This window comes from Geminicoccaceae bacterium (genome assembly GCA_020638465.1).
In the GTDB taxonomy this organism is placed as follows: Bacteria; Pseudomonadota; Alphaproteobacteria; order Geminicoccales; family Geminicoccaceae; genus JAGREO01.
Window position 1 is genome coordinate 89,661 of sequence record JACKIM010000002.1, and the last position, 24,609, is coordinate 114,269.

Genomic DNA, 24,609 nt, shown 5'->3' on the forward strand with positions numbered 1-24,609 from the left:
TGGGCAAGGCTCTGGGAGGGGCGGATGCCTGTTCACACTTGGACAACAGAGGGACTACCGACAACATCACGCTTCGATGCATGGAGTGATGCATTGAACTCAACGCATCTCGACTGGGAAATGGTCGGGCGCAAGGCAGACTTCGATGCGAAGGTCGTGGCACGTGATTGCGGTGATTTGCGGTTGATTGGATGTCGCTGTGATCCGTGCGAGGGATTCCGCACGTCAAGACATATCAAACACTCGGATGGCGACTATACCGGGATATTGTTTGAGCTCGCGGGAACCGAGTCGGTACGTCAGGGTAACCAGGAGGCCACCTTGCGTCCTGGCGACTTCGTGATCTGGGACAGCTTGAAACCGATGGAGTTTCGTGTCCTCGAACCACTGGAAAAGATGACGATCCTCGTACCAAAGCATTGCATGCGCCGTTTCCTGCCAGAGATTGATGACATCGCGGGGATGCGCATCGAAGGCAGTGAGAAGCTGGGGCCGTTCGTCGGCGCTCATCTCCGGCAATTGTTGTCCGGTTTGCACTCCCTCGAAGAGCGGCATCTTCGCCTTATCGCAGACACGACGCTCGAACTGGTCGCGGCAGGCGTACGGGCCAAGCAGGACGCTGGTCCCGCACTCAGCGAGCACATCTACGACAAGGTCTGCTCCTTCATCATGCGGCAATTGTCCGATCCGGATCTCTCCCCTGCGGTCATTGCTGCATCGAATGGAATCTCGCTGCGCTATCTCCACAAGTTGTTCTCAACTCGGGGCCTGTCCGTGTCGCGATGGATTCTCAGGCAGAGGCTGGAACATTGCCGGCGTGATATCGAAACATCGGCAAGGTGGCGCTCCTTGACGGACATTGCTTTATCGTGGGGCTTCAATGACAGCTCCCATTTTAGCAAGACCTTTCGTGCCCAGTTCGGAATGCCGGCAAGAATGTTTCGAAAGAATTCTCAGCAGAATTGCACGCGTCGAACTCCGAGAAGACCTTCCTGACGGCCGATGTTCTCGCCAAGCCGGAATGCAAGAATTACGAAATTCGGGTCCATGAGGCTCAGTCGACCTTCGTGGAAAATCGGTACAGGATTTCGCAGGACCAATTTCCCGCATCTCCCCGATTCCCGAAAAAAGAATAAAACCTCACATGATACTTCTTGCTAAACAAGGTATAAAATCCTATAATATCTACATGTCCGAACCCGTTTGCCATGGCGGCCCTCACCGCATGGGTGCCGGGAGCCTGGCCTTTCGAAAAAAAAGAACGTCACGAACGGGTCGTCAGCCGACGGGTCCGGCGGGACGCAGGCTGATGAGACCGCTGGCGATGAGCTGGGCCACGCCCCAGGTGGCGGCGGCTGCCAGCAGGGTGGCCACGGCCGCCTTGATCCATAGCCGCGGCTTTTCGGGCGCGCTGGTGGCATGGCCCTTCTCCACCACTTCCGGTGGCCGGGAACCGAAGGGCAGGGCCATGAAGAAGAACAGCCACCACATAAGGATATAGGTGACGATACCGCCTGCCGTGCTCATGAAATGACAGCTTCGGCCTGTTCGAGTTCGGTCAGCGTGCCGCATACATCCCCGGGATGGAGAAACAGGACAGGCTTGCCATGGGCGCCGATCTTCGGCTCGCCATCGCCCAGCACGCGCGCGCCCTGCGCGACCAGGCGGTCGCGGGCGGCGATGATGTCCTCCACTTCGTAACACAGATGATGGATGCCGCCCCGCGGGTTGCGGTCGAGAAAGCCGCGGATGGGCGAAGCCTCGCCCAGAACCCCGAGCAACTCGATCTTGGTATTCGGCAGCTCGACGAAGACCGTCTGCACGCCGTGGTCGGGTTGATCCTCGGTCGCCGAAACGCTCGCACCGAGCATGGTCTCGTAGACCGAGCGGGCGGCCTCGAGGTCGGGAACGGCGATGGCGACGTGATTGAGACGGCCGATCATGGGGTTTTCATGTCCTTGATGAAGCGGAGAGGGTGCCCGCCAAGGATCCGGCTTCGGGCGGATCGAGGCAACCCGTCAGGGCGCTGCCTGATGTCGCAGGTCCGGGTTCGTCGGCCGTTTCGCCCGTCCGCCTTCCCCGGCCGGCTCCCGTTAAAAGCTGATAACAGCCCTTCTATCGATCGCGGGCTGCGATCATGGCACGTCCTTACTGCCGGAAACGAGACGCATGACGACCGGTCAACCGCAGGCGTGAACGTACCCCCGATGTCGCCGGACGGTTCCCCGCCTCTCCCCTCGTGGACGAGGCCATAGGGTCGTGTCCCGGTTCCGCTTGACTCCCCCCCCTAAATACTGGGGCTCGTGCCGTCGCGCACGGGCCCCGCTTTTTTCGTGCCGGGCGTTTTCCGCAGGCGGCGGCCTCGAACGGTCATTTGTTACCATTTGTTAAAGGTTCCTTGATAGAGTCGCGAAAGGTTCCGCGTTCGACGGGAACACAAGACGTTCTCATTCGATGATCCGGTTTGCTTCGGTCCGCCTGATCCGACCCAGCCCATGGAACACTGACCCTTGAGCGATTCCGAGGATGATTCCCCTACGATTGCCGATGCAGAGGGGGCCGTCGACCGGCCGCCACGTGCCTGTTGCCTGGATCGCGAGGACGACCGGGAGGATGGGCAGGAAAACGCCGACCGGTCCGACGGTTGCCGGCCGGAGCCCGCCTCGCATGCGCCGCTGACCAGTCGCTCGCTGGCGGAACAGCTCCGGATCACCGAGCACGATCTGGACGCGCGCAAGAAGCTCTTTCTCCTCGACGACCGGGATACGCGCATTCTCCGCGAGGCGAGACAGAGGCTGAAGCCGCATGTTGACGAGGTTGTCGACAGGTTTTACAAACACCAGCTTTCGGTGCCCCGTGTCGATCTCATCATCGGCGATAGCGACACTCTCGCCCGTCTGCGTTCGGTCCTTCGGCGATATGTCAACGAGATCTTCGAAGGGATATTCGACATTGCCTATGTCAACAGCCGGTTGCGGATCGGCAAGATTCATCATCGCCTGAATGTCGCCCCCCGGCTCTATATCGCCGCCGTATTCCATCTCGAGATGATGATCTGTGACGTCATCAGCCGGGAATTCGGGCCGGACAGGGACGGTGCGACCGCCGTGCAGCGTTCGGTCCACAAGGTGCTGATGTTCGATACCCAGTTGATTTTCGACACCTTCATCAACGGGTTCGTGGGCGAGATCAAGGAGGCCCGTGACGCCGCCGAGACCCATGCCATCCAGCTCAAGGAGATGCTGTCGGCACGTACCGCCCAGCTCGAGGCCGCCAGCCGCAAGGACCCGCTGACGGGGCTCGGCAATCCGCGGATGCTGCGCGAGGTGCTGCGTCGTGAAGTCATCCGCAGCGAGCGATATTCCCGTCCCCTGTCGGTGGTCTTCATCGACCTCGATGGTTTCAAGACGATCAACGATCGACACGGTCACCATGCCGGCGACAGGCTGCTCAGGCAACTGGCGGGAATCATGCAGTCGCAAAGCCGTGACTGCGACACGGCCTGCCGGTATGGCGGCGACGAGTTCGTCCTCATCATGCCCGAGACCCGGGCCGCCGGTGCGCAGCAGATGCTCGAACGCATGGGCGGGAGACTCCGGCAGACCTTCGATCTTGCCGTCCGTGTCAGTGCCGGCATCGTCGAATATGCCGGATATCCGAAAATGACCATCGACGATCTCCTGGCCCGGGCGGATCGGTCCATGTATGCGGCCAAGCGCAGGTCGAAGGAGAACGGCGACGACGACGTGATTGTCTGGTGTGAAATCCATCCCTCCTGAGGAGCGGGGTGACGACCGCACAGCCCGGGCGGTGAGATCATCAAATATCGATTTTTAAGTGTAAAATAACCTCGTGCGAAGGCGTCAGGGGATGCTGGAGAGCGATTTGCCGAACACGGGGTGGGGTTTGCAGACCGGCAGCGGCTACCTCCATGGACAAGGTCGTCACGGGCGGACGGGTATCATCGTTCCCTGAAGCAGGGCGATCCGGGCGCGATGACCCGAGGGATCCTCGGACCAGACGTCGGCAGTGACGACGACGAGGCGGCGGCCGGGTCGAACGACGCGTCCCTCGGCGACAAGGCGCCCCCGTCCGGGAGCAAGGAGGTTGATCTTGAGTTCGACGCTCAGCACCTCGACATCGGCCGGCATGACGCTCAACGCCGCGTAGCCCGCTGCCGTATCGCCCAGCGTGAAGACAAGGCCGCCATGGGCGAAGCCCTGCTGCTGGCGGAAACCCTGCAGGACCGGCGCCGTGATCGTCACCCGACCGTGCTCGATGGAAGCCAGCTCCGCGCCCAACGAGGTCATCATCGTCTGCCGGGCGAAACTCTCCCTGATCCGGGTCGCGTTGGCGGGGATGACGGTCGGGGGCACGGTGTTCTCCTGCTGACGGTACCGGCGATCCATCCACGCTTTCGCCACCGCGATCAAGTCCGTCCGCAGCATGTCTCCCGCTTTCCCCGGATAGCGGCAAGGAGGCGAGGCCGACCGGTCATCCGGCAAATCCGCATCGGTGCGATGCAAAAAAATTCATGCTGCACTGCACAAAAACACTTGCGGTGACGGCTTCTTCAGACTAATTATTGTGCATCGCAGCAAAGCAAACCTACCAGCCAACAGGAGACATTCCATGGCCGTCAAACCCGTCACTCCCCGTTTTGTCGCTCCGAAGTTCAACGCCGATGCGCTGATCGCCCTGCAGAAGTCCAACATCGAGACCCTCGTGCAGGCCCAGACCATCCTGATCGACGCCGCTCAGGCGATTTCCAAGGTCCAGTACGGCTGGGTCGCCGAGAGCCTCAAGGCGTTCGAGGGCGCTTTCGAGGGCAATGTCACCGCCCGCAAGCCCGAAGAGCTGATGGCTGATGCCAAGGCCGCGGCCGAGAAGGTCGTCAAGGTTGCCAAGGAAGAGATCGATCTCGGCATGAAGGCCCAGAACGAGGTCGTCGACCTGGTCACCAAGCGCGTTGCCGCCAACCTCGAAGAGGTCAAGGCTCTCGCTTCCTGAGTTTTCTTCTGATCGACTCGATACCCGGATATCCTGTCTGCCCCATGCCTCCCGGAGGCAGACAGGTCCGCTGAGCGCCCCGCCACCCTCCCCGGCGGGGCGTTTTTCGTCTGGTGTTCCGTTCGCCGGTGCGGAATTCAGCGCTTCCCGCGGCCGGACGAGGGCACACTGGAGCGGCGGGCTCGCGGTTTTGCCGGGCGTCCGACCGGCCATGGAGATGCCTTGGGAGCGGAGGATGCCGAAGACGAAGCGCGAACGCCGCCCCGTGGTGCCGGCGGTGTGTTGCGGGGTGCCTGCGCCATCGCCATCAGTCGGCTGATGCGCTCGGCAGTCGGTGGGTGGCTGCGGAAGAGCCCGGAGAGGCCGCCCGGCATCAGCGGGTTGATGATGAACATGTGCGCCGTTGCCGGGTGGCGTTCGACCGACGGCATGGGCTGGTGGCCTGCTGCCGCTTCGATCTTCTGCAATGCGCCCGCCAGCCAGCGGCTGTTCCCGCAAATCTCCGCGCCGCGACGGTCGGCGGCGAACTCGCGGGTGCGCGAGATGGCCATCTGCACGATCGAGGCGGCGATCGGCGCCAGGATCATGATCAGCAGGGCGGCGATGGGATTGGTCCGCTCGCCATCGCTGGACCCGCGAAAGAAGAAGGCGAACTGGGCAAGGAAGCCTATCGCACCGGCGATGGTGGCCGCGACCGTCATCAGCAGGGTGTCGCGATGCTGCACATGGGCCAGTTCATGCGCCATCACGCCGGCCAGCTCCTCGCGGGTCAATGTCCGCAGGATGCCGGTCGTGGCCGCGACGGCGGCGTGGGACGGGCTGCGACCGGTGGCAAACGCGTTGGGTTGCGGGCTGTCGATGATGAAGACGCGTGGCATCGGCAGCCCGGCATTCCTGGCCAGCTGCTCGACCAGCCCGTAGAAATCCGGTGCCGACCGGCGGTCCACCTCGCGGGCATTGTGCATCCGCAGCACCATGTCCGCCGATCCCCAGAAGGCAAAGCCGTTCATCGCCATGGCCCCCAGCAGCGCCATCATCATGCCGCCTTCGCCTCCGAGCACATATCCGATGGCGAGGAACAACGCGGTCATGGCGGCGAGCAGGACGCCGGTTCGAACGAGGCCCATCGCAATCTCCCTTTGTTGAACTACAACAAGAGATGGGCACTCTTTGCGGTTTCGAAAAGATTGCGCCCGTCGTGGATCGTGTGGCCTCCCACGGTTTTCCCGCTCCGGCCCGCGGATCAGGCGGCCGTCCGGCGCAGTCCCAGCGTGGCGATGATGGCGGCGAAGAAGACGGCGGAGGTGAGGAAGACCAGTTCCGGCCGGTCCATGTCGATGGCCAGCCCGAGCAGGGGCGGCGCGATGAGGCCGCCGGCGTTGAAGCCTGTCGTGACGAAGCCGAACACCACGCCGGCGCGCCCCTCCGGGGCCAGCTTCCTGACGATCATGTCGCGCGAGGGGGCGATGATGCCGCTGGCGATGCCAATGAAGAGGAACAATATCGCCGATATTGCGAAGGGAAGGGCGAAGAAGGCCAGGGGCAGGGTAAGGATGGCGGCGACCAGTGCCGTGACCATCACAAAGCGGTCATGGTCGCTGATGCGATCCGCGACCCAGCCGCCCATCAGCACGCCGACCGCACTGGCGGCAAGGTAGATGGTGACGGGAATGGCGGCATGGGCGAGATCGAGCCCCTGCAGCCGTTCCAGCGCGAGAACTCCGAAATTGGTAAAACCCGTATGCGACATGGCGATCGCGACAAAGAACAGGAAGGCCATGAGAATGGGAGGCGAGAACAGCAGGCGCCACCTGTCGCCATCCGATGCCGACGCACGCGGTTCGCGGGGGTCCTGGTGCGGTGGCTCCAGCATACCCTGCCGGGCGATCAGCACGAAGGCGAACAGCAGGCCGATTATGCCGATGGTCAGCACGGCGGTCTGCCAGCCGACCATCCCGTGAAGCCCGACCATCACCGGCGGGGCGATGGCAAAACCCAGATAGCCGCCGAAAGTGTGTATGGAAAAGGCCCTTCCGGCGCGCCGGTTGTCGATGCGGCCGGCGAGGATGGCATAGTCGGCCGGGTGATAGACGGCATTGCCGATGCCGGCGATCACCATGGCCGCCAGCAGTGCTGCATAGCCGGGTATGATGCCGATCAGGATGAAGGCAATGCCGGAGAGTGCCTGGCCGGCAGCCAGGATCACGGCGGAGCCGAAGCGGTCGACGGCAAAGCCCATGGGCGCCTGGAGAAGTGCTGTGAGCAGGTTGAACACGGCAATGGCAACGCCAAGCTGCGTCGCGCTGTAGCCGGCATCGGCCGTGAGCACGGGAAAGAGCGGCGGTAGGGCGAGGATGTAGAGATGCGAGAAGAAGTGGGCCGTGGTGACGAGGCCGATGACCTCGACCTGCGATTTTGCCGTTCCTGCCGATGCCGCCATCATGATGTCAGTCTGTCCAGCCGTCGGGTGTCGCGACGCCGAGCTCCCGGGCCCTGGTCAGCAGCCTGTCCATGATGCCCGGATAGAGTTGCACACCGTTTTCCCGTGCATCGCGCATGCGTGCCAGGGCACGCTCGCCCGGAAGGCGGACTCTTTCCACGCCCAGCCTGGGGGGATTGTCGCGGCAGGCCCGCGCCAGCCAGCCCGTTTCCCGATTGAACGCGTCGCCGCCGGCAAATGCGGCAGGGTCCATCACCTGGACATAGACCGAGGCTCCCCAGCCCGTGGCCATTGCCGAGCGGCCGAAGCCGGACAGCCCCTGGGTCATGGCCTCGATCATCAGGGCGAGGCCGTAGCCCTTGTGGCCATAATCCACACCGCCCAGAGGTAGAATGCTGCCGGGCGGATCGGCGGTGATGACGGAGGGCTCGCGGGTGGGCTCGCCGTCGGCATCGAGATAGGCGACATAGTCCATCTGCCGGCCCTGGGCGGCCAGCCTGCCGCTCATGCCGTTGGTGGTGATGGACGCGGAGATGTCGATGAGGATCGGATCGTCGTCGGTGGGAATGCCGCAAGCCACCGGGTCGGGTGTATAAAGCGGCTTTCTCCCTCCATACGGGGCGACGGTCGCCACATGTGGATCGGATGAGGCGATGAGGACCATCATGCCCTGGTCGGTGGCCTTGGGCAGATAGGTCTGCAGGCAGGCGATGTGGTGGCTGCGGCGGATGGCAATGGCGGCCTGGCCATAGGTGCGGGCGCGTTCGATGGCGACGTCCACGGCCCTGTCGGTGACCCACACCCCGGGAAGGTTGCGCCCGTCCCAGGTGATGGCCGCCGGCCGGTCGGCAATGACCTCGACGTCGCCGCCGAGCTCCATCCCGCCCGATACGGCATGGTCGACATAGGGAACGAGCAGGTTCAACCCGTGGGTGTCGTGCCCCATCATGTCCGCATCGACCAGATGGCGTGCGGTGACGGCTGCCTTGTCGTCCTCAAAGCCGGCAGCCTGCATGATCGCTTGCGCGAACTGGCGAAGGGCGGAGGCATCGTAGCGTTTTCCGGTATGGGTCATGGAGAATTCAGCTTTCTCGTTTGACGGCACTTTCATGCCAACTGCGCAGGGCCAGATGGCTGATGGTGGAGAAAAAGATGAAAATAGCGATGCCGGTGAAGGCCAGCAGGATGAGTGCTGCAAACATCTTGGGGATCTGCAGCCTGTAACCGGCCTCAAGAATGCGGAACGCGAGGCCGGTGCCGGTTCCCGATGTCCCTGCCACATATTCGGCGACGACCGCTCCGATCAGCGACAGTCCGCCGGCGATGCGCAGTCCGCCGAGGAAGTAGGGCATGGCCGACGGGATGCGCAGGTGGCGCAGGGTCTGCCAGCGCGAGGCGCGATAGAGCTCGAACAGCGAGCGCAGGTTGTGGTCGGCCGAATTGAGTCCCAGGGTCGTGTTGGACAGGATCGGAAAGAACGCGACGATCCAGGCGACGATGACCACCACGACCAGGGTATTGTCGATGTAGATCAGCAGCAGGGGAGCGATGGCGACGACGGGCGTGACCTGAAGGACGACCGCGTAGGGGAACAGCGAGAGTTCGACGAGGCGCGACATCGAAAACAGGATCGCCAGCCCGCCCCCGCCGATCACCGCGGCAATGAGGGCGATCGTGGTGATCTGCAGGGTGACCATGAGCGACGGCCACAGATTCGGCCATTCGTTCACCATGGTCGAGGCGATGAGGCTGGGGGCGGGCAGGATGTAGGGCGGAATGTTGCGCAAATGGACCAGCGTTTCCCAGCCAAGCAGGAGCAGGGCGCCGATCGCCACGGGGGCCATGATGCGCAACAGTCGCTCGTTCAATCTCGCTCGCTCCTCGTTCCGGTTGCGGCTTTCACGTCATTTCATGCCGCCATAGACCTGCGGCAGGTCGAAGCCGGTGTGGCGCATGACGGCCTTGCTGTCGATGATCTCGTGAAACGGCGTCGCGGCTGCGGCGGTGAGTGCCTGCAGGTCATCGAGATAGGCCGTACCCCGTGCGGCCAGCTCCGCACCCATGGCTGCAAGGTCGGGAAAATGGCGAAAGGCTTCGAGCCAGATTGCGCGTCCCGCAAGGAAGCCCGAGGCACCGGCCTTGAAGGCATGGTGCAGCACGCGCTTGAAGTCGGCCGGGCTTGCGCCGGCGGACAGCATCACCCACGGCCTGCCCGCGGCCTCGTTCAGCTCGTCGAAAAGGACCTGGACCTCGGACGAGCCGGTGCCGCCGAATTCGGGCACGGATCTTGCCGGGATAGGGCTCTCCAGCTTGAAGATATCGACGCCATACTCAGGTGCGGCAAAGGTACGTACACTCTCGATCACCAGTTCGGGATGTTTCTTTTGATCTTCCTCATAGTCACTGGCGGCATTGGCGAATGGATAGACCAGGAGTTCGAAGACGAACGGGATGTCGTAGCGCCGGCAATCCTCGCCGATGGCGCGGACATAGGCCTTCTGGTGCTCGATGATGTCGGGCGCCGCGTCCGGGCGGTACCAGGCCAGCACCTTGACGGCATCCCCGCCGATGCGGCGGATCTTTTCCACGCTCCAGTCGGGGATATTCGCCGAACGGCGACCGCCCGGCGTGTCCTCGAAACGGTGATCCTCAAGCGTTATCACCACACCGCGCGACGGTGGAATGACGTCGATACAGGCGCCATAGGCCCATATCGGATCGACCAGCAGGGCCGACGAGCCAAGGGCGAGGTTCTGGGCGATCACCCGCTTGACCGCTGCCACATCCTGATCCGGCGCTTCCGGCGTGCGCCGCTTCTCCCTGATCGGGTTCATGATCGGCGGGCGCTGGTCGAGGGCGGTCATGCGGAAAAAACCTCCATCGTCCGCCAGTCGCCGCATGCCCCAGAGCTTGCCGGGTGTCATCGTCATGTGCCGCTCCTCTCCCCAAGAAAGCGTTCGAGCTGGCTGCGGGTCGGAATGCCGGCACCGCCGCCGAACTGCGTGCATTTGATCGCCGCCGCTGCCGAGGCGAAGCGTAGCGCCTGGCGCATCGGCTGCCCTTCGGCCAGTGCCAGGGCCAACGCACCATGGAAGACATCGCCGGCCGCGAGCGTATCAACGACCTCGACCTCGAAGGCCGGTATGTGGCATACCTCGTTGTCCTCAAGCCAGTAGACCCCCTTGCCGCCCGCCGTGACGGCCAGCCAGCCGGGATAACGCCTGCGGACCTCGATGAGGCCGTCCGCCGGGTCGGCGATGCCGGTGAGCTGATGCAGGCCCTGGGCGCCGAAGGCGACATGGCTGGCAGTGGCGATAAGCTCGTATGGCCGCGCATCCGGTATCATGTCGAAGTCCAGCAGGCCGGGAATATCCCGTTCGCGGGCAAATTCCAGCGAGGCGAATGCACCATCGAGCCAGCGCGTGTCGGTGATGACCCCATCCGCCTCGACCGCAGACAGGTCGGGCTGGCCGTGGAACAGGTGGGCATCGGAATGATTGATGAGCATGCGCTCGCCACTGGCGTCGACGATGGCGGCCGTGAGCGAGCTGCGGGCTCCGTTGATCCATTCCACGGCGGACGTGTCGATTCCGGCTGCAACAAGCTGGCGCATGATCTCGTCGCCGGTCGAATCGTCACCAAGCCGGGTCGACAGGACCGGGATACCATCGAGTTTCTTCACCGTCAGCGCTGCGTTGGCGGCAATGCCACCGATCACGTCCTGTCGGCCTGTGGCCAGTGTCTTGCCATCTCCGGCTGGCAGCTTTTTCACAGGTAACATGATATCGAGCACGGTAATACCGCTCGTGAGAATTCGTTTCATGGACGGTCCCGTTTCCCCCGTACGCCCATCGCCGAGCCTGCTTGCCGACAATTGCCAAAAGGCGATAACACGACGGGAAGGGGCTGGTCCACGCACCATGTGACGACGGGCGTGGATGGCGGGAGCCATGAGGACGCCAGGGGGAGGAAACCGGCATGACCACGATCGTCATCACCGAGTTCATGGACGAGACAGCGGTCGAACGGCTGAAGTCCCGCCATGAGACTGTCTACGACCCGGCACTGGTCGACAAGAAGGAGGAGTTGCTTCGGCAACTGGGCGATTGCCGGGCATTGGTCGTGCGGAACCGGACGCAGGTGCGCGGTACGCTGCTGGAGGCTGCATCCCGCCTCGAAGTCGTCGGCAGGCTGGGCGTCGGGCTGGACAATATCGATGTCGATGCCTGCAAGGCGCGCGGCATCGAGGTCTGCCCGGCGAGCGGTGCCAATGACCTTTCCGTCGTCGAATATGTCATCACCTCGGCCCTGATGCTGCTGCGCGGCGCCTATACCTCGCGGCAGGCGATGCTGGATGGCGGGTGGCCACGCAATGCGCTGATGGGCCGCGAGCTTGCCGGGCGGACGATGGGGCTGGTGGGGCTCGGGTCCATCGCCCGGGGGGTGGCCGCGCGGGCCACGGCGCTCGGCATGGGCGTGATCGCCCATGACCCGTTCGTCAGTGTTCACGATCCGGCATGGGAAGGCATCGGCCACCGTTCCCTGGATGAGGTATTCGAGCAGGCGGATATCGTTTCGCTGCATGTGCCCCTCACGGCCGGAACCCGGCATCTGGCCGATGCGCGGCGGCTGGCGCTGATGCGCGAGGGGTCCGTCCTTGTCAACGCGGCGCGGGGGGGCGTGGTGGACGAGGCAGCCCTTGCGGAAGCCCTGCGCGGCGGGCGGCCGTTCGGCGCGGCGCTCGATGTCTTCGAGACCGAACCGCTGACCCGGGAGGCCGCGGCGGTCTTTGCCGGCGTCGACAACCTGATCCTCACGCCGCACATCGCCGGCGTCACCGAGGAAAGCAACGTGCGGGTCTCATCGGTCACCGCCGACAACGTCCTGCGTGTGCTCAGCCAAGCGCGTTGAACGGTGCCGCGTAGATGATCCGGCCATCGCGGGGGCAGGCGGGATCGAGACGCAGGGCCATCAGGTAGTGCGAGGCATAGACGCAGTCATACGAGGCTGCGTCCTCGGCCGAAAAGCCGAAACGGCCATAATAATCGGGGTCGCCGAGGACGAGGACCAGCTGGACGTCCAGCCGTCGCGCGTCCCTGACCGCCGCCTCGACCAGAGCTGTGCCGATCCCGCGCCCCTGCCGGTCCGGCGCGACGCCGAGCGGTCCCAGAGCGAGGGCATGCATCGGCGCGTTCAGCCGGCTCAGCAGGACATGACCGACGAGTTGACCGTCCTCGATTGCCACGAGTTCCACGATCACATCCTCCGCCTGGCGGAGTTCATCGACCAGGTCGGATTCGGTCGGAGTCGGGAAAGCCTCCGTCAGTAACCGTTCCACGGCCGGCCGATCATCCTGTGCGAACGGCCGTATGGAAAAGGTCACCAGCGAAAGCCCGGCATCACATAGGTCGGCCGGCCGCCATGTTCGGCGACCAGCTTTTCAAGCGCTTGCCCGGCATCGGCGCCCTTGTCAAAGGCGTCCTTGTGAATTCCGTTCTCGATGAAACAGCTGGCCAGATTCATGTTATTGGCTCCCTTGATATCATGTTCGATGGAATCGCCAATGCATACAATTCGAGAATGGTCGACGCCGTCGAGATGCGCAAGGCATGCTTCATAAATCGGCCGATGCGGCTTTCCGACATAGATCACCTCGCCGCCCATGTCGCCGTAGCGGGCGGCAACCGAGCCCGGTGCCGCGGTCATGCCATTGGCTGTCACGGCGATGCGGTCGGGATTCGAACACAGGAAGGGAAGGTTTCGGGCAAGGGCCCGTTCGAGCAGGGGATCAAATTGCGGAACGTCATCGATCTCCGACTGGAGAAAGGTGAAATAGAGGAAATCGGCATCTCCGATATCATCCACCGGCTCGATGTCGAGCCCCTCGATCGGGCCCATGTCGGAACCGTTGGTAACGAAATAACAGCGCTTTCCCACATTCCCGAACGCCGGCAGCAAGCCGTCGCGAAGGGCCGACCATGTGGCTTCGCCGGAGGTCACAATGCCCTCCAATACGCCCGTATCGAAGCCGAGTTCGCGCATCCTTCGCTCGTTCGTCGACGCCCTGCGGCCGGAATTCGTGAGCAGGACCAGCCGCTTGCCGTGCCGTTTCAGGTGCTCGATCCCTTCCAGGGCTCCCTCGTAGGGGGCGGAGCCGTTGTGCAGGACCCCCCACTGATCGATGATGAAACCGTCGAAATGTTCGAAAAAGGCGTGCAGGCCATCGACGAAAATCGGTGCGGACACGGGGATAAACCTACTAGGTTGGAGATCTGACCGGCCTGTCGTAGTCGACGGCGTTGGGGGGATCAAGAAACGAGGGAGCAAGCTTTGGCCGCCATCGATACTGCCCTGTCCGGAAAACGTGTCCTCATCACCGGTGCGAGCCGCGGCATCGGTGCCGCCGCTGCGCGGGCCTTCGCCGCGGCCGGTGCGCATCTGGCCCTGCACTACAACTCGGACCCGGGCGAGGCGAGTACTGTTGTGCACAGCTGCCTGTTGCAGGGCGACTTCACCCGGATGGCCGATGTCCGCCGGGTCGTCCAGGATGCCATCGCCCACCTTGGCGGTCTCGACGTGCTGGTCAACAATGCGGGGCACATGGTGGCCCGCATCCCGCTGGGCGACATGAGCGATGCCGACATCGACGCGGTCTTCGATCTCAATGCCCGCTCGGTCATCGTCGCCTGCCGCGAAGCCCTTCCAGCACTGGAGGCGAGCCAGGGCTCGATCGTCAACGTCACCTCGATCTCGGCGCGCTCGGGCGGCAGCACCGGCTCGTCGCTCTATGCGGCTTCCAAGGGATTCGTCTCGACCTTCACGCGTTCGCTGGCCAACGAACTCGCACCGCGCGGCATCCGGGTGAACGCGGTGTCGCCGGGCACGATCTCGACCCGCTTTCACGAGATCTACTCGACGCCGGAAAAGCTCGAGGCCACCCGGCGGAAAATTCCGCTGCAGCGCCTGGGGACGGGCGACGACTGTGCCGGCACCTTCCTCTATCTTGCAAGCCCGAAGCTGGGTGGCTACCTCACCGGCCAGATCGTCGAGGTCAATGGCGGCTCGCTGATGCCCTGACAGGTACCGCCGTCAAGGCCGTTCAAATTCAGCTCGATGCGCGAAATGGCCTGCCGAGGCAGGCCGGTGCATCGAGACGACCCCGCCATGGCCCGGCCGAGATGATCGTCAGGACGATAATGGTGGCAAGATAGGGCAGCATGCTGAAGACCTGCGAGGGAATGCCGACACCTCCCACACCCTGGGCATAGAGCTGGAGGATACTGACCCCACCGAAGAGATAGGCGCCGATCAGCACGCGATAGGGCCGCCACGATGCGAAGACCACCAGCGCCAGTGCGATCCAGCCCCGCCCCGCCGTCATCCCCTCGATCCACATGGGCGTGACGCCTAGAGACAGGAAGGCACCGGCAATGCCGGCCATGAGACCGCCAAACATGACGGCCAGGTAGCGGACCCTGATGACGTCATGGCCGATCGAATGTGCGGAAATGTCGCTCTCGCCGACTGCCCGGAGGATCATGCCGGCACGCGTGCGGCCGAGAAACCAGGTGATGGCCACGGTGGCGACGATCGAAACGTAGACCAGTGCATCGTGATTGAACAGGGCAGGGCCGATGATCGGGATGTCGGAGAGGACGGGGATCGGCAGGACAGGGAGGCGGTCGACCGGCGTGCCGACGAAATTCGCTCCGATGAGCGATGACAGGCCGATGCCGAAGATCGTCAATGCGAGACCGGTTGCAACCTGATTGGCCAGCAGGGTCAGCGTCAGCACCCCGAACAGCAGTGACATGAGGATGCCGCTGGCCGCCGCGGCAAGGATGCCGAGCGTTGCGCTGCCTGTCGACATGGCGACGGCAAAGCCGGTGATTGCACCGACGATCATCATGCCCTCGACGCCGAGATTGAGGACGCCGGCCTTCTCGGTGACCAGCTCGCCAAGCGCCGCCAACAGCAGGGGGGTGGCGGCGCCGATGACGGTGACCAGCAGTTCGACGCTCATGCCATACCTCCCTTCGACGTCGCGGCAGGGGCCTCGACGCTGCGGATTCGATAGCGCGTGAGGAAATCGGTGGCGAGGATGAAGAACAGCAGGAGCCCCTGGAACACGCCGGTCACGGCCTGGGGCAGACCGACCTCGACCTGGGCGTTCTCGCCACCGATGTAGGAGAGCGCCATGAGCAGGCCCGCGAAGATGATGCCGATGGGGTGAAGGCGTCCGAGGAACGCGACGATGATGGCGGTGAAGCCATAGCCCGGGGTGAGGACCGGCACGAGCTGGCCGATCGGCCCCGCCACCTCGAACAGTCCGGCAAGCCCGGAAAGGCCGCCGCTCAGCAGGAGGCAGAACCATGTGGTACGCGCCGGATCGAAACCGGCGAAGCCCGCGGCCTGGGGTGCCTCGCCGACGGTGCGGATCTCGAAGCCGAGCACGGTGCGGCTCATGAGGATCCAGGCCAGCACGGCAACGGCAATGGCGACGAGGAAGCCGACATGCAGGCGGGTGTTCTCAAGGAGAAGCGGCAACGTCGCCGATTCCGAGAACATCCTCGTTTCAGGAAAGTTGAAGCCGTCCGGGTCCTTCCACGGACCATAGACGAGAATGCTCAAGAACAGCGTGGCGACATAGGTCAGCATCAGGCTGGTCAGGATCTCGTTGACCCCGAAGCGGGTCTTGAGCAGGGCGGGTATCGATGCGTAGAGCATGCCGCCGAGGATGCTCGCCACCACCATCAGCGGCAGGATGAAGGCTCCGTCCTGTTCCCAGAAATAGAGGGCAATGCCACCGCCGGCGATGGCCCCCATGGTGAGCTGGCCCTCGGCGCCGATGTTCCAGACATTGGCGCGAAAGCCCAGCGAGAGGCCGACGCCGATGAGGATCAGGGGAGCCGCCTTCAGGCATAGTTCCGACACGCCGTAAAGGTCTCGTACCGGCGATATGAAGAAATGGTAGAGTGTGACCAGCGGGTTCTTGCCCATGGCCCAGAAGAGGAAGAAGCCGACAAGGACCGTGAGGGCGACGGCGAGCAGCGGTGTGACCCATACCAGCCGGCGGTCGATCTCGGTACGCGGTTCGATCTTAAGTGCCATGGGCTGCAGCCTCGCGGTGGGGATCGTGTTCGGCCATGTCGTGCAGCCCGCCCATGAGCAGGCCGATTTCGTCGAGCGACGCGTCGCTGGTGCGCATGGGCTGCGACAGCCGCCCCCGGTTGATGACGACGAGACGGTCGGTCAGCGTGAGAAGTTCATCGAGATCCTGTGAAATCACGAGGATCGCCGTACCGGCCGCGGCAAGGTCGACCAGCGCCTGGTGAATGGCGGCGGCGGCGCTGGCATCCACGCCCCAGGTCGGCTGCGAGACGACCAGCACGCCCGGATTCTGCAGGACTTCGCGGCCGACCACATATTTTTGCAGGTTGCCGCCGGACAGGCTGCGCGCGGCCGCTGACGGGCCCGAGCAACGGACATCGAAGCGCTGGATGATATCTGCGGCGAAACGTCGCGCGGCTCCCAGCCGCAGGAAACCGCTCCCGGCGAGCTTCTGCCTCTGGCGGGCGCTGATCAGCGTGTTCTCGGTCAAGGTCATGTCGGGCACGGCGGCATGGCCGTTGCGCTCCTCCGGCACCGAGCACAGCCCCGCACGGCGTCTCGCACCGGGACCGCTGGTGCCGAAGGGGCGGCCATCGAGCCGGATCATGCCGACATGGGCCAGCCGGCGCTCGCCGGACAGCGCCGAGAACAGCTCGCCCTGCCCGTTGCCCGCCACTCCGGCGACACCCAGGATTTCCCCCGTTTCCACAGTGAAGTTGATGTCGTCGAGCGAGGTGTCGAACGGTGTCAATCGTTCCAGGTTGAGGTTCCTTGCCTCAAGGCGCGGTTCGCCAGTCGTGGAGCTGTTACCGCCTGTGCGGCGCTCGACCGTGCGCAATTCGGCACCGATCATCTGCTGGGCCATGCTGCGCGCGGTCTCCCTGCGCGGATCGCATGACCCCACCACCTTGCCGCCGCGCATGATCGTGGCGTGCTCGCACAGCACCTTGATCTCCTCAAGCTTGTGGCTGATGTAGAGGATCGAGCATCCCTCGCTTGCCAACTGGCGCAAGGTCTCGAACAGGCGATTGACTTCCTGCGGCGTGAGCACCGAGGTCGGCTCGTCCATGATCAGCAGGCGCGGATTCTGGAACAGGCAGCGGACGATCTCGATGCGTTGACGTTCGCCAACCGACAGCGAATGCACCTCACGTTCGGGATCGAGCGGCAGGCCGTAGCTCCGGCTGACCTCGACGATGCGGCGGGACAGCGCCCGCATGTCGCGCTCATTGTCGATGCCGAGGGCGATGTTCTCCTTCACGGTCATCGCCTCGAACAGCGAGAAATGCTGGAAGACCATGCCGATACCGAGCTGCCGGGCTTCGCGCGGATCGCCGATGCGGACGGATTTCCCCTCCCAGAGGATTTCGCCTTCGTCAGCCTGCTGTACGCCGTAGATGATCTTCACAAGCGTTGATTTGCCGGCGCCATTCTCGCCCAGCAGGGCATGGATCTGGCCCTGGCCGATCTCGAAGCTGACGTCGCTGTTGGCGACCACGGCGGGAAAGCGCTTGGTGATGTTCCTCAGGGCAAGTCGCGGTGGCGGCGTGGTGTTCATGACCTGCGTCCCTCATGCATCCGGCGGATCAGTTCCGCGACCGTCAGGGCCGCAATCACCGGCGGTCTCTTGTCCTTCACGTTTGCATCTCCGATCGGGCAGGTCAGCCGCCCGCTATCCAGCCCCAGCTTGCGCAGGCCGTTCTCGAAACGCGCACGCTTGGTCTTCGAACCGATAAGTCCGAGATAGACGAAATCATCTCTGCGGAGAATAGTGCTGCACAGTTCGAAATCCCGTGCGTGAGAGTGGGTGGCGACGAGATAGGCGCTGCCGGAAGGCGCCCTTGCTGCCTCGGTCAGGGGATTGGCGCTGACGATGCCCGGTTCTTCCGGCCCGAACGCTTCGGGACGTTCGTCGAACCAGTGCAGGGTGAGGGGCAGCGGCTTCACGGCCAGGGCTATGGCGCGTCCCACGTGCCCCGCACCGAACAGGCAGAGATCGCCCAGCGTCGAATTTCGCTCGCATTCTTCGAGTTCTTCGAGTTCGCCGGCACCGGCATGGCGCAGCGAGATGGTGACGCTGCCGCCGCAGCACTGACCCTGTTCCGGTCCGAGAATGTATCGGCCAGTCGCCGGGGCGCCGGTCTCCGCTGCCGGCCCGGCCAGCCAGTCGCGGGCGGTCCTGATCGCCTCCCATTCCAGCCAGCCGCCGCCGATGGTGCCGGCGAGGCTGTCGCGTGTCACCAGCATGGCCGTGCCGCTGTCGCGCGGGGTGGAGCCGCGGGTCGACTCGATCCGCACCATGGCCACAGGCTCATCGCCGGCCAGCCAGTCCCGCAAACGGTCGGCCATGCCGTTCATGTGGTCATGGCTTCCAGTCTCCGTACGGCAGTCAGGATGCGTTCGGGCGTCGCCGGTGCATCCAGCCTCGGGCTGTGCCGGTAACCGGCCACGGACGCGACTGCATCGGAAAGCGCGTGGAGGACGGAGATGCCGAGCATGAAGGGCGGCTCGCCGACGGCCTTGGAACGAAAGATCGTGTCCTTGCTGTTGATCGAGCGGTCATGCAGCTCGACATTGAAGACGGGCGGGCGGTCGCCCATGACCGGTATCTTGTAGGTGGAGGGCGCATGGGTCCAGAGGGCGCCGTCCCTTTTCCACACGAGTTCCTCCGTGGTGAGCCAGCCCATGCCCTGGATGAAACCGCCTTCGACCTGCCCCCTGTCGATATCCGGGCTCAGCGACCGACCGACATCGTGCAGGATGTCCGTCCGCAACACGCGATATTCGCCCGTCAGCCGGTCGATCGCCACTTCCGAGCAGGCTGCCCCATAGGCGAAATAATAGAAGGGATGCCCGCGCCCGGCCTCGCGATCCCAGTGGATGTCGGGTGTCTTGTAAAACCCGGTCGAGGACAGTGAAATCCGGCCGAAATAGGCCTGGTCCACCAGTTCGGCAAAGCTCAGGCGCTGGTTGCCGATGCGGACGTGATTATCCTCGAATTCGATCTGGTCGACATCGAGAGACCATTTCTCACAGGCAAAATCCACCAGACGCTGACGAATGGTCAGGGCGGCGGCTTCCGCAGCCTTGCCATTGAGATCGGCACCCGACGACGCCGCGGTGGCCGACGTGTTGGGCACCTTGCCAGTGGTGGTCGCGGTGATCTTCACCCGGTCGAGGTCGATGGCGAAGACATCGGCCACCACCTGCGCCACCTTGGTGTGAAGGCCCTGGCCCATCTCCGTGCCGCCATGGTTCAGGTGCACGCTGCCATCCCTGTAGACATGCACCAGGGCCCCCGCCTGATTGAAGGCCGTGAGCGTGAAGGAGATGCCGAACTTGACAGGGGTGAGGGCGATGCCGCGGCGGATGACCGGACTGTCGCCGTTGAACCGGCGAATGGCCTCCCTGCGCCGGGCGTAGGCCGTCTTTTCTTCCAGCTCGCTGACGATCTCGTCGATGATGTTGTCGTCAATTGTCTGGTGATACGGGGTGACATTCCGCTCGTCGCGCCCGTAGAAATTGCGCTTGCGCACGATGAGCGGGTCGAGGCCGGTGGCGAACGCGACGTCCTCGATCATCCTTTCGCAGGCGACCATGCCCTGCGGGCCGCCAAATCCGCGAAAGGCGGTATTCGATACGGTGTTGGTGCGCAGGGGGCGCGATTGCAGGCGGACCGCCGGATAGAAATACGCGTTGTCGGCGTGGAACAGCGCCCGGTCGGTGACGGGCCCGGAGAGGTCGGAGGACCAGCCGCAATCGCCGTCAAAGCGCATGTCCACGCCATGGATGCGGCCGTCGTCGTCGAAGCCGACGCTGTAGTCCACGAGGAAGCCGTGGCGCTTGCCGGTGATGATCATGTCGTCGTCGCGGTCGGGACGGATCTTGACCGGACGCCGGTTGCGCCGTGCCAGAACGGCGGCGATGCAGGCAAACAGGTTTCCCTGCGTCTCCTTGCCGCCGAAGCCGCCACCCATGCGCCGGATCTCGACCGTCACGCCGTGGGCGGCGATGCCCAGCACCTGCGCCACCATCGTCTGGACTTCGCTCGGATGCTGGGTGGACGAGAAGACCGTGACATCGCCGTCCTCGCCCGGCAACGCCATGCCGATCTGTCCTTCGAGGTAGAAGTGGTCCTGACCGCCCATGCGGACCCGACCGTCGATGCGGTGCGGTGCGGCATCCAGTGCGGCCCGCACATCGCCACGCTGCATGGTCATGCCGGGCGTGACCGTGTCTCGCGCCTCGGTCAGGTCGATGACGAAGTCGAGCTCCTCATAGGCGATTTGCGCAAGCCTCGCCGCCCGCCTTGCCGCGTCCCGGCTGGTGGCGGCGACGGCAAAGACCGGCTGGCCCACATAGTGGACCTCGCCCTCGGCAAGAAGCGGTTCATCGTGACGATGGGTCGGGCTGACGTCATTGAGACCGGGAATGTCTGCCGCGGTGATGACATCGACCACGCCCGGCGCATCGCGCACGGCGCCAAGGTCGATGGCGACGATTCGTGCATGCGACCTTTCGGCGATGCCCAGGCAGGCATGCAGCAGTCCTGTGGGCTCCAGCAGGTCGTCGATGTACCGTGCCTCGCCCCGGACATGCTTGACCGCACTGTCGTGGCGGACGGCGGCCCCCATGCCATGCCTGCTCATGGAATGGCCTCATCGTGCTCCATACCCGAAACCTCCTGCAGACGGGTCATGGCTGTTGCCTCCATGCCCGCGCCGGTTTCGAAGAAAAGGCGTTCGAGCAGGTTGCCTGCGGCCGTCATGCGGTAGGCGGCACTGGCGCGCATGTCGTCGATGGGCGTGAAATCATCGGCGAGTGCGGCGCGGGCCGCTTCCATGGCCTGACGGTTCCAGGATCGACCCTTCAAGGCGTTCTCGGCCCTGAGCGCACGTTTCGGAGTGGCTGCCATGCCACCCATGGCGATCCGGGCCTCGCAAATTTTTCCGCCTTGGAGTTCCAGCAAAAAGGCTCCCAATACGGCAGATATATCCTGATCAAAACGTTTGGAGAGTTTGTAACATCGGTAAACGGAACCGGCCTTGGGATGGGGAATGGTGACGGCTGTCACCAGTTCCCCGGGCTGGCGGTCCTGCTTGCCGTAATCGATGAAAAAATCTTCCAGCGGCATGGATCTCGATCCGTCAACGCTCGCCAGATGGAGAATGGCGCCAGTGGCGATCAGGGCGGGCGAGCCGTCGCCGATGGGCGAACCGTTGGCGATATTGCCGCCAACCGTGGCCGAATGGCGCACCGGCGGCGAGGCGAAGCGGAGCAACATGTCCGCCATGTGGGGATAGAGGCTCGTGAGCGGATGGAATGCGTCCTCCCAGTTCACCCCGGCACCAATGACAAGCCCGTCGGCAGTGTTCTCGATGCGGTGAAGTTCCCCGACCCGGCCGAGCCATATCACCTCGTCCAGCACCCGCAGATGCTTGGTGATCCACAGCCCGACATCCGTGCAACCGGCAACGATCCTCGCTTGAGGATTCTTTGCCAGCCGTTCGAGCAGCGAAGCAAGTGTCGCCGGGGCATGGAAATGGCGGGTTCCGTCGCTCAGGTCCAGATCGTCGTCATCCACCAGCGCCTCCAGCACGGACGGATCGTCATCCAGCCGGCCGCCGCCGATCTCGAAGGCCCGGCGCGCTGCGCGGGCGATGGGGGCGTAGCCGGTGCAGCGGCAGAGATTGCCCGACAGGGCATTGTTGACGGTGCGGTCATCGGGAGCATGGTCATGTTGCTGCATCAGCCCGGCGAGCGACATGACGAATCCGGGCGTGCAGAAACCGCATTGCGAACCGTGATGTTCGACCATGGCCTGTTGTACCGGGTGCAGGGTGCCATCGGCTGATGCCAGGTGTTCGACCGTGACCAGCCGGCGGCCGTCGAGGGTTGCCAGAAGGCGGATGCAGGCATTGGACGGGCGATAGTGCACCTTGCCATGGGCAAGTTCCCCGACCAGCACCGTGCATGCGCCGCAATCGCCCTCATTGCAGCCTTCCTTGGTGCCGGTGAGTCCCGCCTCCCGGCGCAGCCAGTCGAGAACCGTCATGGTGGGATCGGCCCTGTCGATCTCGACAAGCCGGTTTCCGAGCAGAAACCTTATCCCGTGGCGCATGACCGTCCCCGCTTGTTCCCGTTGTGTTGATTTGAGCGGTTTGCGGCCCGACATTCAACTGCTGACGAAGCCGACACGCCGCAAAAGGACTTTCAAAAAATGTCGCATAAACCTTGCCGGGGCCGCTGCTATCCTCCTTGCGGCCAGAAACAGGGAGCATGGCCATGACCGATACCGCCCGGATCGCACAGCGCGAACTGTTCCTTGCGCGCTTTGCCCACCTTTTCGAGCATTCTCCCTGGGTGGTGGAGCGGACGTTCGATTCCGGCAGCGTCGGTGCCGGCGATGCGGTCGATGCCCTGCACGCCGCCTTCTGCCGAACCCTGCGCGAGGCCTCGGACGGGGAACGGCTGGCACTGGTTCGCGCGCATCCCGACCTTGCGGGCAGGCTCGCCGCGGCCGGACGGCTCACGGCCGACTCGGCGAAGGAACAGGCGTCGGCCGGGCTCGACCGGCTCACCGACGAGGAGCGGCGCCGGTTCACCGAACTGAATGACGCTTACAAGGCCCGCTTCGATTTCCCCTTCATCTTTGCTGTGAAAGGGCGTGGCAAGGACGAGATCCGCAAGGCGTTCGAGGAGCGCATTTCCCATGACCGGGAAAGTGAGCTGAATGAGGCCCTTCGGCAGATAGAGAAAATCGTCTGGCTGAGACTGTCTGGAGATGACCCGGCGGTTCCGGCAACACCCGGCGCGCGGCTGATGCAACGCCTCGATGCGCTGGCGCAGTTCACCGCCGAGCCCGGCAAGCTCACCCGCCTCTACCTGACCGGCGAACACAAGGCGGCCATGGAACAGGTGCGTGCGTGGATGGCGGAGGCCGGGCTGGCCACGCATGTCGATGGCATGGCGACGCTGGTGGGGCGTTACGAGAGTGAGCCGCCCGGTGCGCCCGCGCTGCTGGTGGGCTCGCATATCGATACGGTACGCGATGCGGGGCGATATGACGGCAATCTGGGTGTGCTTGCGGCGGTCCAGGCGGTGGACGAACTGCACCGGCAGGGCCGGCGGCTGCCCTTTGCCATCGAGGTTCTGGCCTTCGGCGACGAGGAAGGAGTGCGTTTCCCGACGACCCTGTCGGGCTCGCGGGCGGTCGCCGGCGTGTTCGACCCGGCAACGCTGGACCTTGCCGATGCCGAAGGGATCAGCTTGCGCGAGGCACTTCTGGCTTTTGGCTGCAATCCCGACCCGACAGCAATCTCCGCCATTGCAAGAAACGGCGGCCGGGCGCTGGGCTATGTCGAACTGCATATCGAGCAGGGGCCGGTACTGCAGGATGCCGGGCTGCCGATCGGTGTCGTGACGGCGATCAATGGCGCAACGAGATTTTCCATCGAAGTCGAAGGTGTCGCCGGCCATGCCGGCACGGTGCCGATGGAGCTGCGCCGCGATGCGCTTGCGGCCGCATGCGAGATGATCCTGGCAATCGAAAGGGAGGCACTTGGTCGTGATGGCCTTGTGGCGACGGTTGGCATGTTGCGACCAATGCCAGGTGCGGGGAATGTCATTCCCGGCAAGGTGAGCTTCTCCCTGGATATCCGCTCGCCACGTGACGACGATCGCGAAAACGCCATTGCCGCCATCGAGCGGAAGCTGTCGGACATCGCCGTTCGCCGACGGGCGGAATTGCGCATGACCCGCACCTATGACGAGCCGGCGATTGCTGCCGACAGGTCGATGCGCGCTGCACTCGCCGCCGCTGTCCGGCGTTGCGGATACCGCGTTCTCGAATTGCCCAGCGGTGCAGGGCACGATGCCATGGCCATCGGCGGCGTGATGCCGATGGCCATGCTGTTCCTGCGTTGCCGGGACGGGATCTCGCACAATCCGCTCGAAAGCATCACCGTCGACGATGCGCAGGTCGCCGTGGATGTGCTGGTCGAGTTCCTTGCATCCTTCGATCCGGACGTTGTCCTGCCGTGAGCTGC

Annotated in this window: 23 protein-coding genes; 6 read left to right on the forward strand and 17 right to left on the reverse strand. The window is 64.0% G+C overall.

The annotated features are described in order from the left end of the window. Window positions 1-24 precede the first annotated feature (24 nt). Window positions 25-996, forward strand: coding sequence for a helix-turn-helix domain-containing protein (locus H6851_10845; protein MCB9944099.1), 972 nt, complete (start codon window positions 25-27; stop codon window positions 994-996). Window positions 997-1,278: 282 nt separating this feature from the next. Here the strand turns inward: H6851_10845 and H6851_10850 are convergent, their stop codons facing one another. Then, complete coding sequence (locus H6851_10850) at window positions 1,279-1,527, reverse strand: DUF1467 family protein (GenBank protein MCB9944100.1); 249 nt, start codon at window positions 1,525-1,527, stop codon at window positions 1,279-1,281. Further along, window positions 1,524-1,943, reverse strand: coding sequence for a methylmalonyl-CoA epimerase (mce, locus tag H6851_10855; GenBank protein MCB9944101.1), 420 nt, complete (start codon window positions 1,941-1,943; stop codon window positions 1,524-1,526). The genes H6851_10850 and mce overlap by 4 nt, the downstream gene beginning before the upstream one ends. A gap of 567 nt (window positions 1,944-2,510) precedes the next feature. Between mce and H6851_10860 the strand changes: the two genes are divergently transcribed. Beyond that, window positions 2,511-3,779, forward strand: coding sequence for a GGDEF domain-containing protein (locus tag H6851_10860; GenBank protein MCB9944102.1), 1,269 nt, complete (start codon window positions 2,511-2,513; stop codon window positions 3,777-3,779). Window positions 3,780-3,944: 165 nt separating this feature from the next. On the opposite strand, the gene H6851_10865 is transcribed toward H6851_10860, so the two are convergent. Next, window positions 3,945-4,409 carry a PaaI family thioesterase gene (locus H6851_10865; GenBank protein ID MCB9944103.1) on the reverse strand — a complete coding sequence of 155 codons (465 nt, stop codon included), beginning with the start codon at window positions 4,407-4,409 and terminating at the stop codon, window positions 3,945-3,947. 223 nt (window positions 4,410-4,632) lie between these two features. On the opposite strand from H6851_10865, the gene H6851_10870 reads away from it, so the two are divergent. Further along, entirely contained in the window at window positions 4,633-5,010 is a 378-nt protein-coding gene (locus H6851_10870) for a phasin family protein (GenBank protein MCB9944104.1), read from the forward strand. Between the two features lie 137 nt (window positions 5,011-5,147). Here the strand turns inward: H6851_10870 and htpX are convergent, their stop codons facing one another. The 6 genes from htpX to H6851_10900 form a co-directional block, all read right to left on the reverse strand. Continuing rightward, window positions 5,148-6,137: a zinc metalloprotease HtpX gene (gene htpX, locus H6851_10875; protein MCB9944105.1), complete on the reverse strand. Its 990-nt coding sequence runs from the start codon at window positions 6,135-6,137 to the stop codon at window positions 5,148-5,150. A gap of 116 nt (window positions 6,138-6,253) precedes the next feature. Further along, on the reverse strand, window positions 6,254-7,453 hold the full coding sequence (locus H6851_10880) for an MFS transporter (GenBank protein MCB9944106.1): 1,200 nt from the start codon (window positions 7,451-7,453) through the stop codon (window positions 6,254-6,256). 4 nt (window positions 7,454-7,457) lie between these two features. Continuing rightward, window positions 7,458-8,525 (reverse strand): Ldh family oxidoreductase, encoded by a 1,068-nt coding sequence (locus H6851_10885; protein MCB9944107.1) that lies wholly within the window; start codon window positions 8,523-8,525, stop codon window positions 7,458-7,460. Between the two features lie 7 nt (window positions 8,526-8,532). Further along, window positions 8,533-9,294: an ABC transporter permease gene (locus H6851_10890; protein ID MCB9944108.1), complete on the reverse strand. Its 762-nt coding sequence runs from the start codon at window positions 9,292-9,294 to the stop codon at window positions 8,533-8,535. A gap of 60 nt (window positions 9,295-9,354) precedes the next feature. After that, a complete protein-coding gene (locus H6851_10895) occupies window positions 9,355-10,380 on the reverse strand; it encodes a tagatose 1,6-diphosphate aldolase (protein ID MCB9944109.1) in 1,026 nt (341 codons plus the stop codon). Beyond that, complete coding sequence (locus H6851_10900) at window positions 10,377-11,273, reverse strand: ribokinase (GenBank protein MCB9944110.1); 897 nt, start codon at window positions 11,271-11,273, stop codon at window positions 10,377-10,379. The genes H6851_10895 and H6851_10900 overlap by 4 nt, the downstream gene beginning before the upstream one ends. 155 nt (window positions 11,274-11,428) lie before the next feature. On the opposite strand from H6851_10900, the gene H6851_10905 reads away from it, so the two are divergent. After that, the gene (locus H6851_10905) at window positions 11,429-12,361 is read left to right on the forward strand and encodes a hydroxyacid dehydrogenase (protein ID MCB9944111.1); all 933 of its coding nucleotides are present in this window, start codon (window positions 11,429-11,431) and stop codon (window positions 12,359-12,361) included. On the opposite strand, the gene H6851_10910 is transcribed toward H6851_10905, so the two are convergent. Beyond that, window positions 12,345-12,821, reverse strand: a complete 477-nt coding sequence (locus H6851_10910; GenBank protein ID MCB9944112.1) for an N-acetyltransferase — start codon at window positions 12,819-12,821, stop codon at window positions 12,345-12,347. The two genes, H6851_10905 and H6851_10910, sit on opposite strands and share 17 nt — an antisense overlap. An 8-nt stretch (window positions 12,822-12,829) precedes the next feature. Further along, window positions 12,830-13,696 carry a TIGR01459 family HAD-type hydrolase gene (locus tag H6851_10915; protein MCB9944113.1) on the reverse strand — a complete coding sequence of 289 codons (867 nt, stop codon included), beginning with the start codon at window positions 13,694-13,696 and terminating at the stop codon, window positions 12,830-12,832. 84 nt (window positions 13,697-13,780) lie between these two features. On the opposite strand from H6851_10915, the gene H6851_10920 reads away from it, so the two are divergent. Continuing rightward, complete coding sequence (locus H6851_10920) at window positions 13,781-14,527, forward strand: SDR family oxidoreductase (protein ID MCB9944114.1); 747 nt, start codon at window positions 13,781-13,783, stop codon at window positions 14,525-14,527. 28 nt (window positions 14,528-14,555) lie between these two features. On the opposite strand, the gene H6851_10925 is transcribed toward H6851_10920, so the two are convergent. Genes H6851_10925 through xdhA form a run of 6 tightly spaced genes read right to left on the reverse strand, consistent with a single transcriptional unit; the run spans window position 14,556 to window position 22,682 of the window. Beyond that, complete coding sequence (locus H6851_10925; GenBank protein MCB9944115.1) at window positions 14,556-15,473, reverse strand: ABC transporter permease; 918 nt, start codon at window positions 15,471-15,473, stop codon at window positions 14,556-14,558. Next, a complete protein-coding gene (locus tag H6851_10930) occupies window positions 15,470-16,561 on the reverse strand; it encodes an ABC transporter permease (GenBank protein MCB9944116.1) in 1,092 nt (363 codons plus the stop codon). Before H6851_10930 ends, H6851_10925 begins: the two co-directional genes overlap by 4 nt. Then, complete coding sequence (locus tag H6851_10935) at window positions 16,551-18,119, reverse strand: ABC transporter ATP-binding protein (protein MCB9944117.1); 1,569 nt, start codon at window positions 18,117-18,119, stop codon at window positions 16,551-16,553. The genes H6851_10930 and H6851_10935 overlap by 11 nt, the downstream gene beginning before the upstream one ends. Further along, the gene (gene xdhC, locus H6851_10940) at window positions 18,116-18,919 is read right to left on the reverse strand and encodes a xanthine dehydrogenase accessory protein XdhC (protein ID MCB9944118.1); all 804 of its coding nucleotides are present in this window, start codon (window positions 18,917-18,919) and stop codon (window positions 18,116-18,118) included. Before xdhC ends, H6851_10935 begins: the two co-directional genes overlap by 4 nt. Then, a complete protein-coding gene (gene xdhB, locus H6851_10945) occupies window positions 18,916-21,210 on the reverse strand; it encodes a xanthine dehydrogenase molybdopterin binding subunit (protein ID MCB9944119.1) in 2,295 nt (764 codons plus the stop codon). The genes xdhC and xdhB overlap by 4 nt, the downstream gene beginning before the upstream one ends. Further along, window positions 21,207-22,682 carry a xanthine dehydrogenase small subunit gene (gene xdhA, locus H6851_10950; protein MCB9944120.1) on the reverse strand — a complete coding sequence of 492 codons (1,476 nt, stop codon included), beginning with the start codon at window positions 22,680-22,682 and terminating at the stop codon, window positions 21,207-21,209. Before xdhA ends, xdhB begins: the two co-directional genes overlap by 4 nt. Window positions 22,683-22,846: 164 nt before the next feature. On the opposite strand from xdhA, the gene H6851_10955 reads away from it, so the two are divergent. Next, complete coding sequence (locus H6851_10955) at window positions 22,847-24,604, forward strand: allantoate amidohydrolase (GenBank protein MCB9944121.1); 1,758 nt, start codon at window positions 22,847-22,849, stop codon at window positions 24,602-24,604. The last annotated feature ends 5 nt before the right edge of the window (window positions 24,605-24,609 follow it).

Bases quoted from the DNA above. Each gene is read 5' to 3' on its own strand.
- H6851_10905 (MCB9944111.1), top strand. From the start codon at position 11,429: ATGACCACGATCGTCATCACCGAGTTCATGGACGAGACAGCGGTCGAA.
- H6851_10900 (MCB9944110.1), bottom strand. From the start codon at position 11,273: ATGAAACGAATTCTCACGAGCGGTATTACCGTGCTCGATATCATGTTA.
- H6851_10850 (MCB9944100.1), bottom strand. From the start codon at position 1,527: ATGAGCACGGCAGGCGGTATCGTCACCTATATCCTTATGTGGTGGCTG.
- H6851_10885 (MCB9944107.1), bottom strand. From the start codon at position 8,525: ATGACCCATACCGGAAAACGCTACGATGCCTCCGCCCTTCGCCAGTTC.
- xdhB (MCB9944119.1), bottom strand. From the start codon at position 21,210: ATGAGCAGGCATGGCATGGGGGCCGCCGTCCGCCACGACAGTGCGGTC.
- H6851_10880 (MCB9944106.1), bottom strand. From the start codon at position 7,453: ATGATGGCGGCATCGGCAGGAACGGCAAAATCGCAGGTCGAGGTCATC.
- H6851_10865 (MCB9944103.1), bottom strand. From the start codon at position 4,409: ATGGATCGCCGGTACCGTCAGCAGGAGAACACCGTGCCCCCGACCGTC.
- H6851_10845 (MCB9944099.1), top strand. From the start codon at position 25: ATGCCTGTTCACACTTGGACAACAGAGGGACTACCGACAACATCACGC.
- htpX (MCB9944105.1), bottom strand. From the start codon at position 6,137: ATGGGCCTCGTTCGAACCGGCGTCCTGCTCGCCGCCATGACCGCGTTG.
- xdhC (MCB9944118.1), bottom strand. From the start codon at position 18,919: ATGAACGGCATGGCCGACCGTTTGCGGGACTGGCTGGCCGGCGATGAG.
- mce (MCB9944101.1), bottom strand. From the start codon at position 1,943: ATGATCGGCCGTCTCAATCACGTCGCCATCGCCGTTCCCGACCTCGAG.
- H6851_10925 (MCB9944115.1), bottom strand. From the start codon at position 15,473: ATGAGCGTCGAACTGCTGGTCACCGTCATCGGCGCCGCCACCCCCCTG.
- H6851_10955 (MCB9944121.1), top strand. From the start codon at position 22,847: ATGACCGATACCGCCCGGATCGCACAGCGCGAACTGTTCCTTGCGCGC.
- H6851_10890 (MCB9944108.1), bottom strand. From the start codon at position 9,294: ATGGCCCCCGTGGCGATCGGCGCCCTGCTCCTGCTTGGCTGGGAAACG.
- H6851_10930 (MCB9944116.1), bottom strand. From the start codon at position 16,561: ATGGCACTTAAGATCGAACCGCGTACCGAGATCGACCGCCGGCTGGTA.
- xdhA (MCB9944120.1), bottom strand. From the start codon at position 22,682: ATGCGCCACGGGATAAGGTTTCTGCTCGGAAACCGGCTTGTCGAGATC.
- H6851_10935 (MCB9944117.1), bottom strand. From the start codon at position 18,119: ATGAACACCACGCCGCCACCGCGACTTGCCCTGAGGAACATCACCAAG.
- H6851_10870 (MCB9944104.1), top strand. From the start codon at position 4,633: ATGGCCGTCAAACCCGTCACTCCCCGTTTTGTCGCTCCGAAGTTCAAC.
- H6851_10895 (MCB9944109.1), bottom strand. From the start codon at position 10,380: ATGACGATGACACCCGGCAAGCTCTGGGGCATGCGGCGACTGGCGGAC.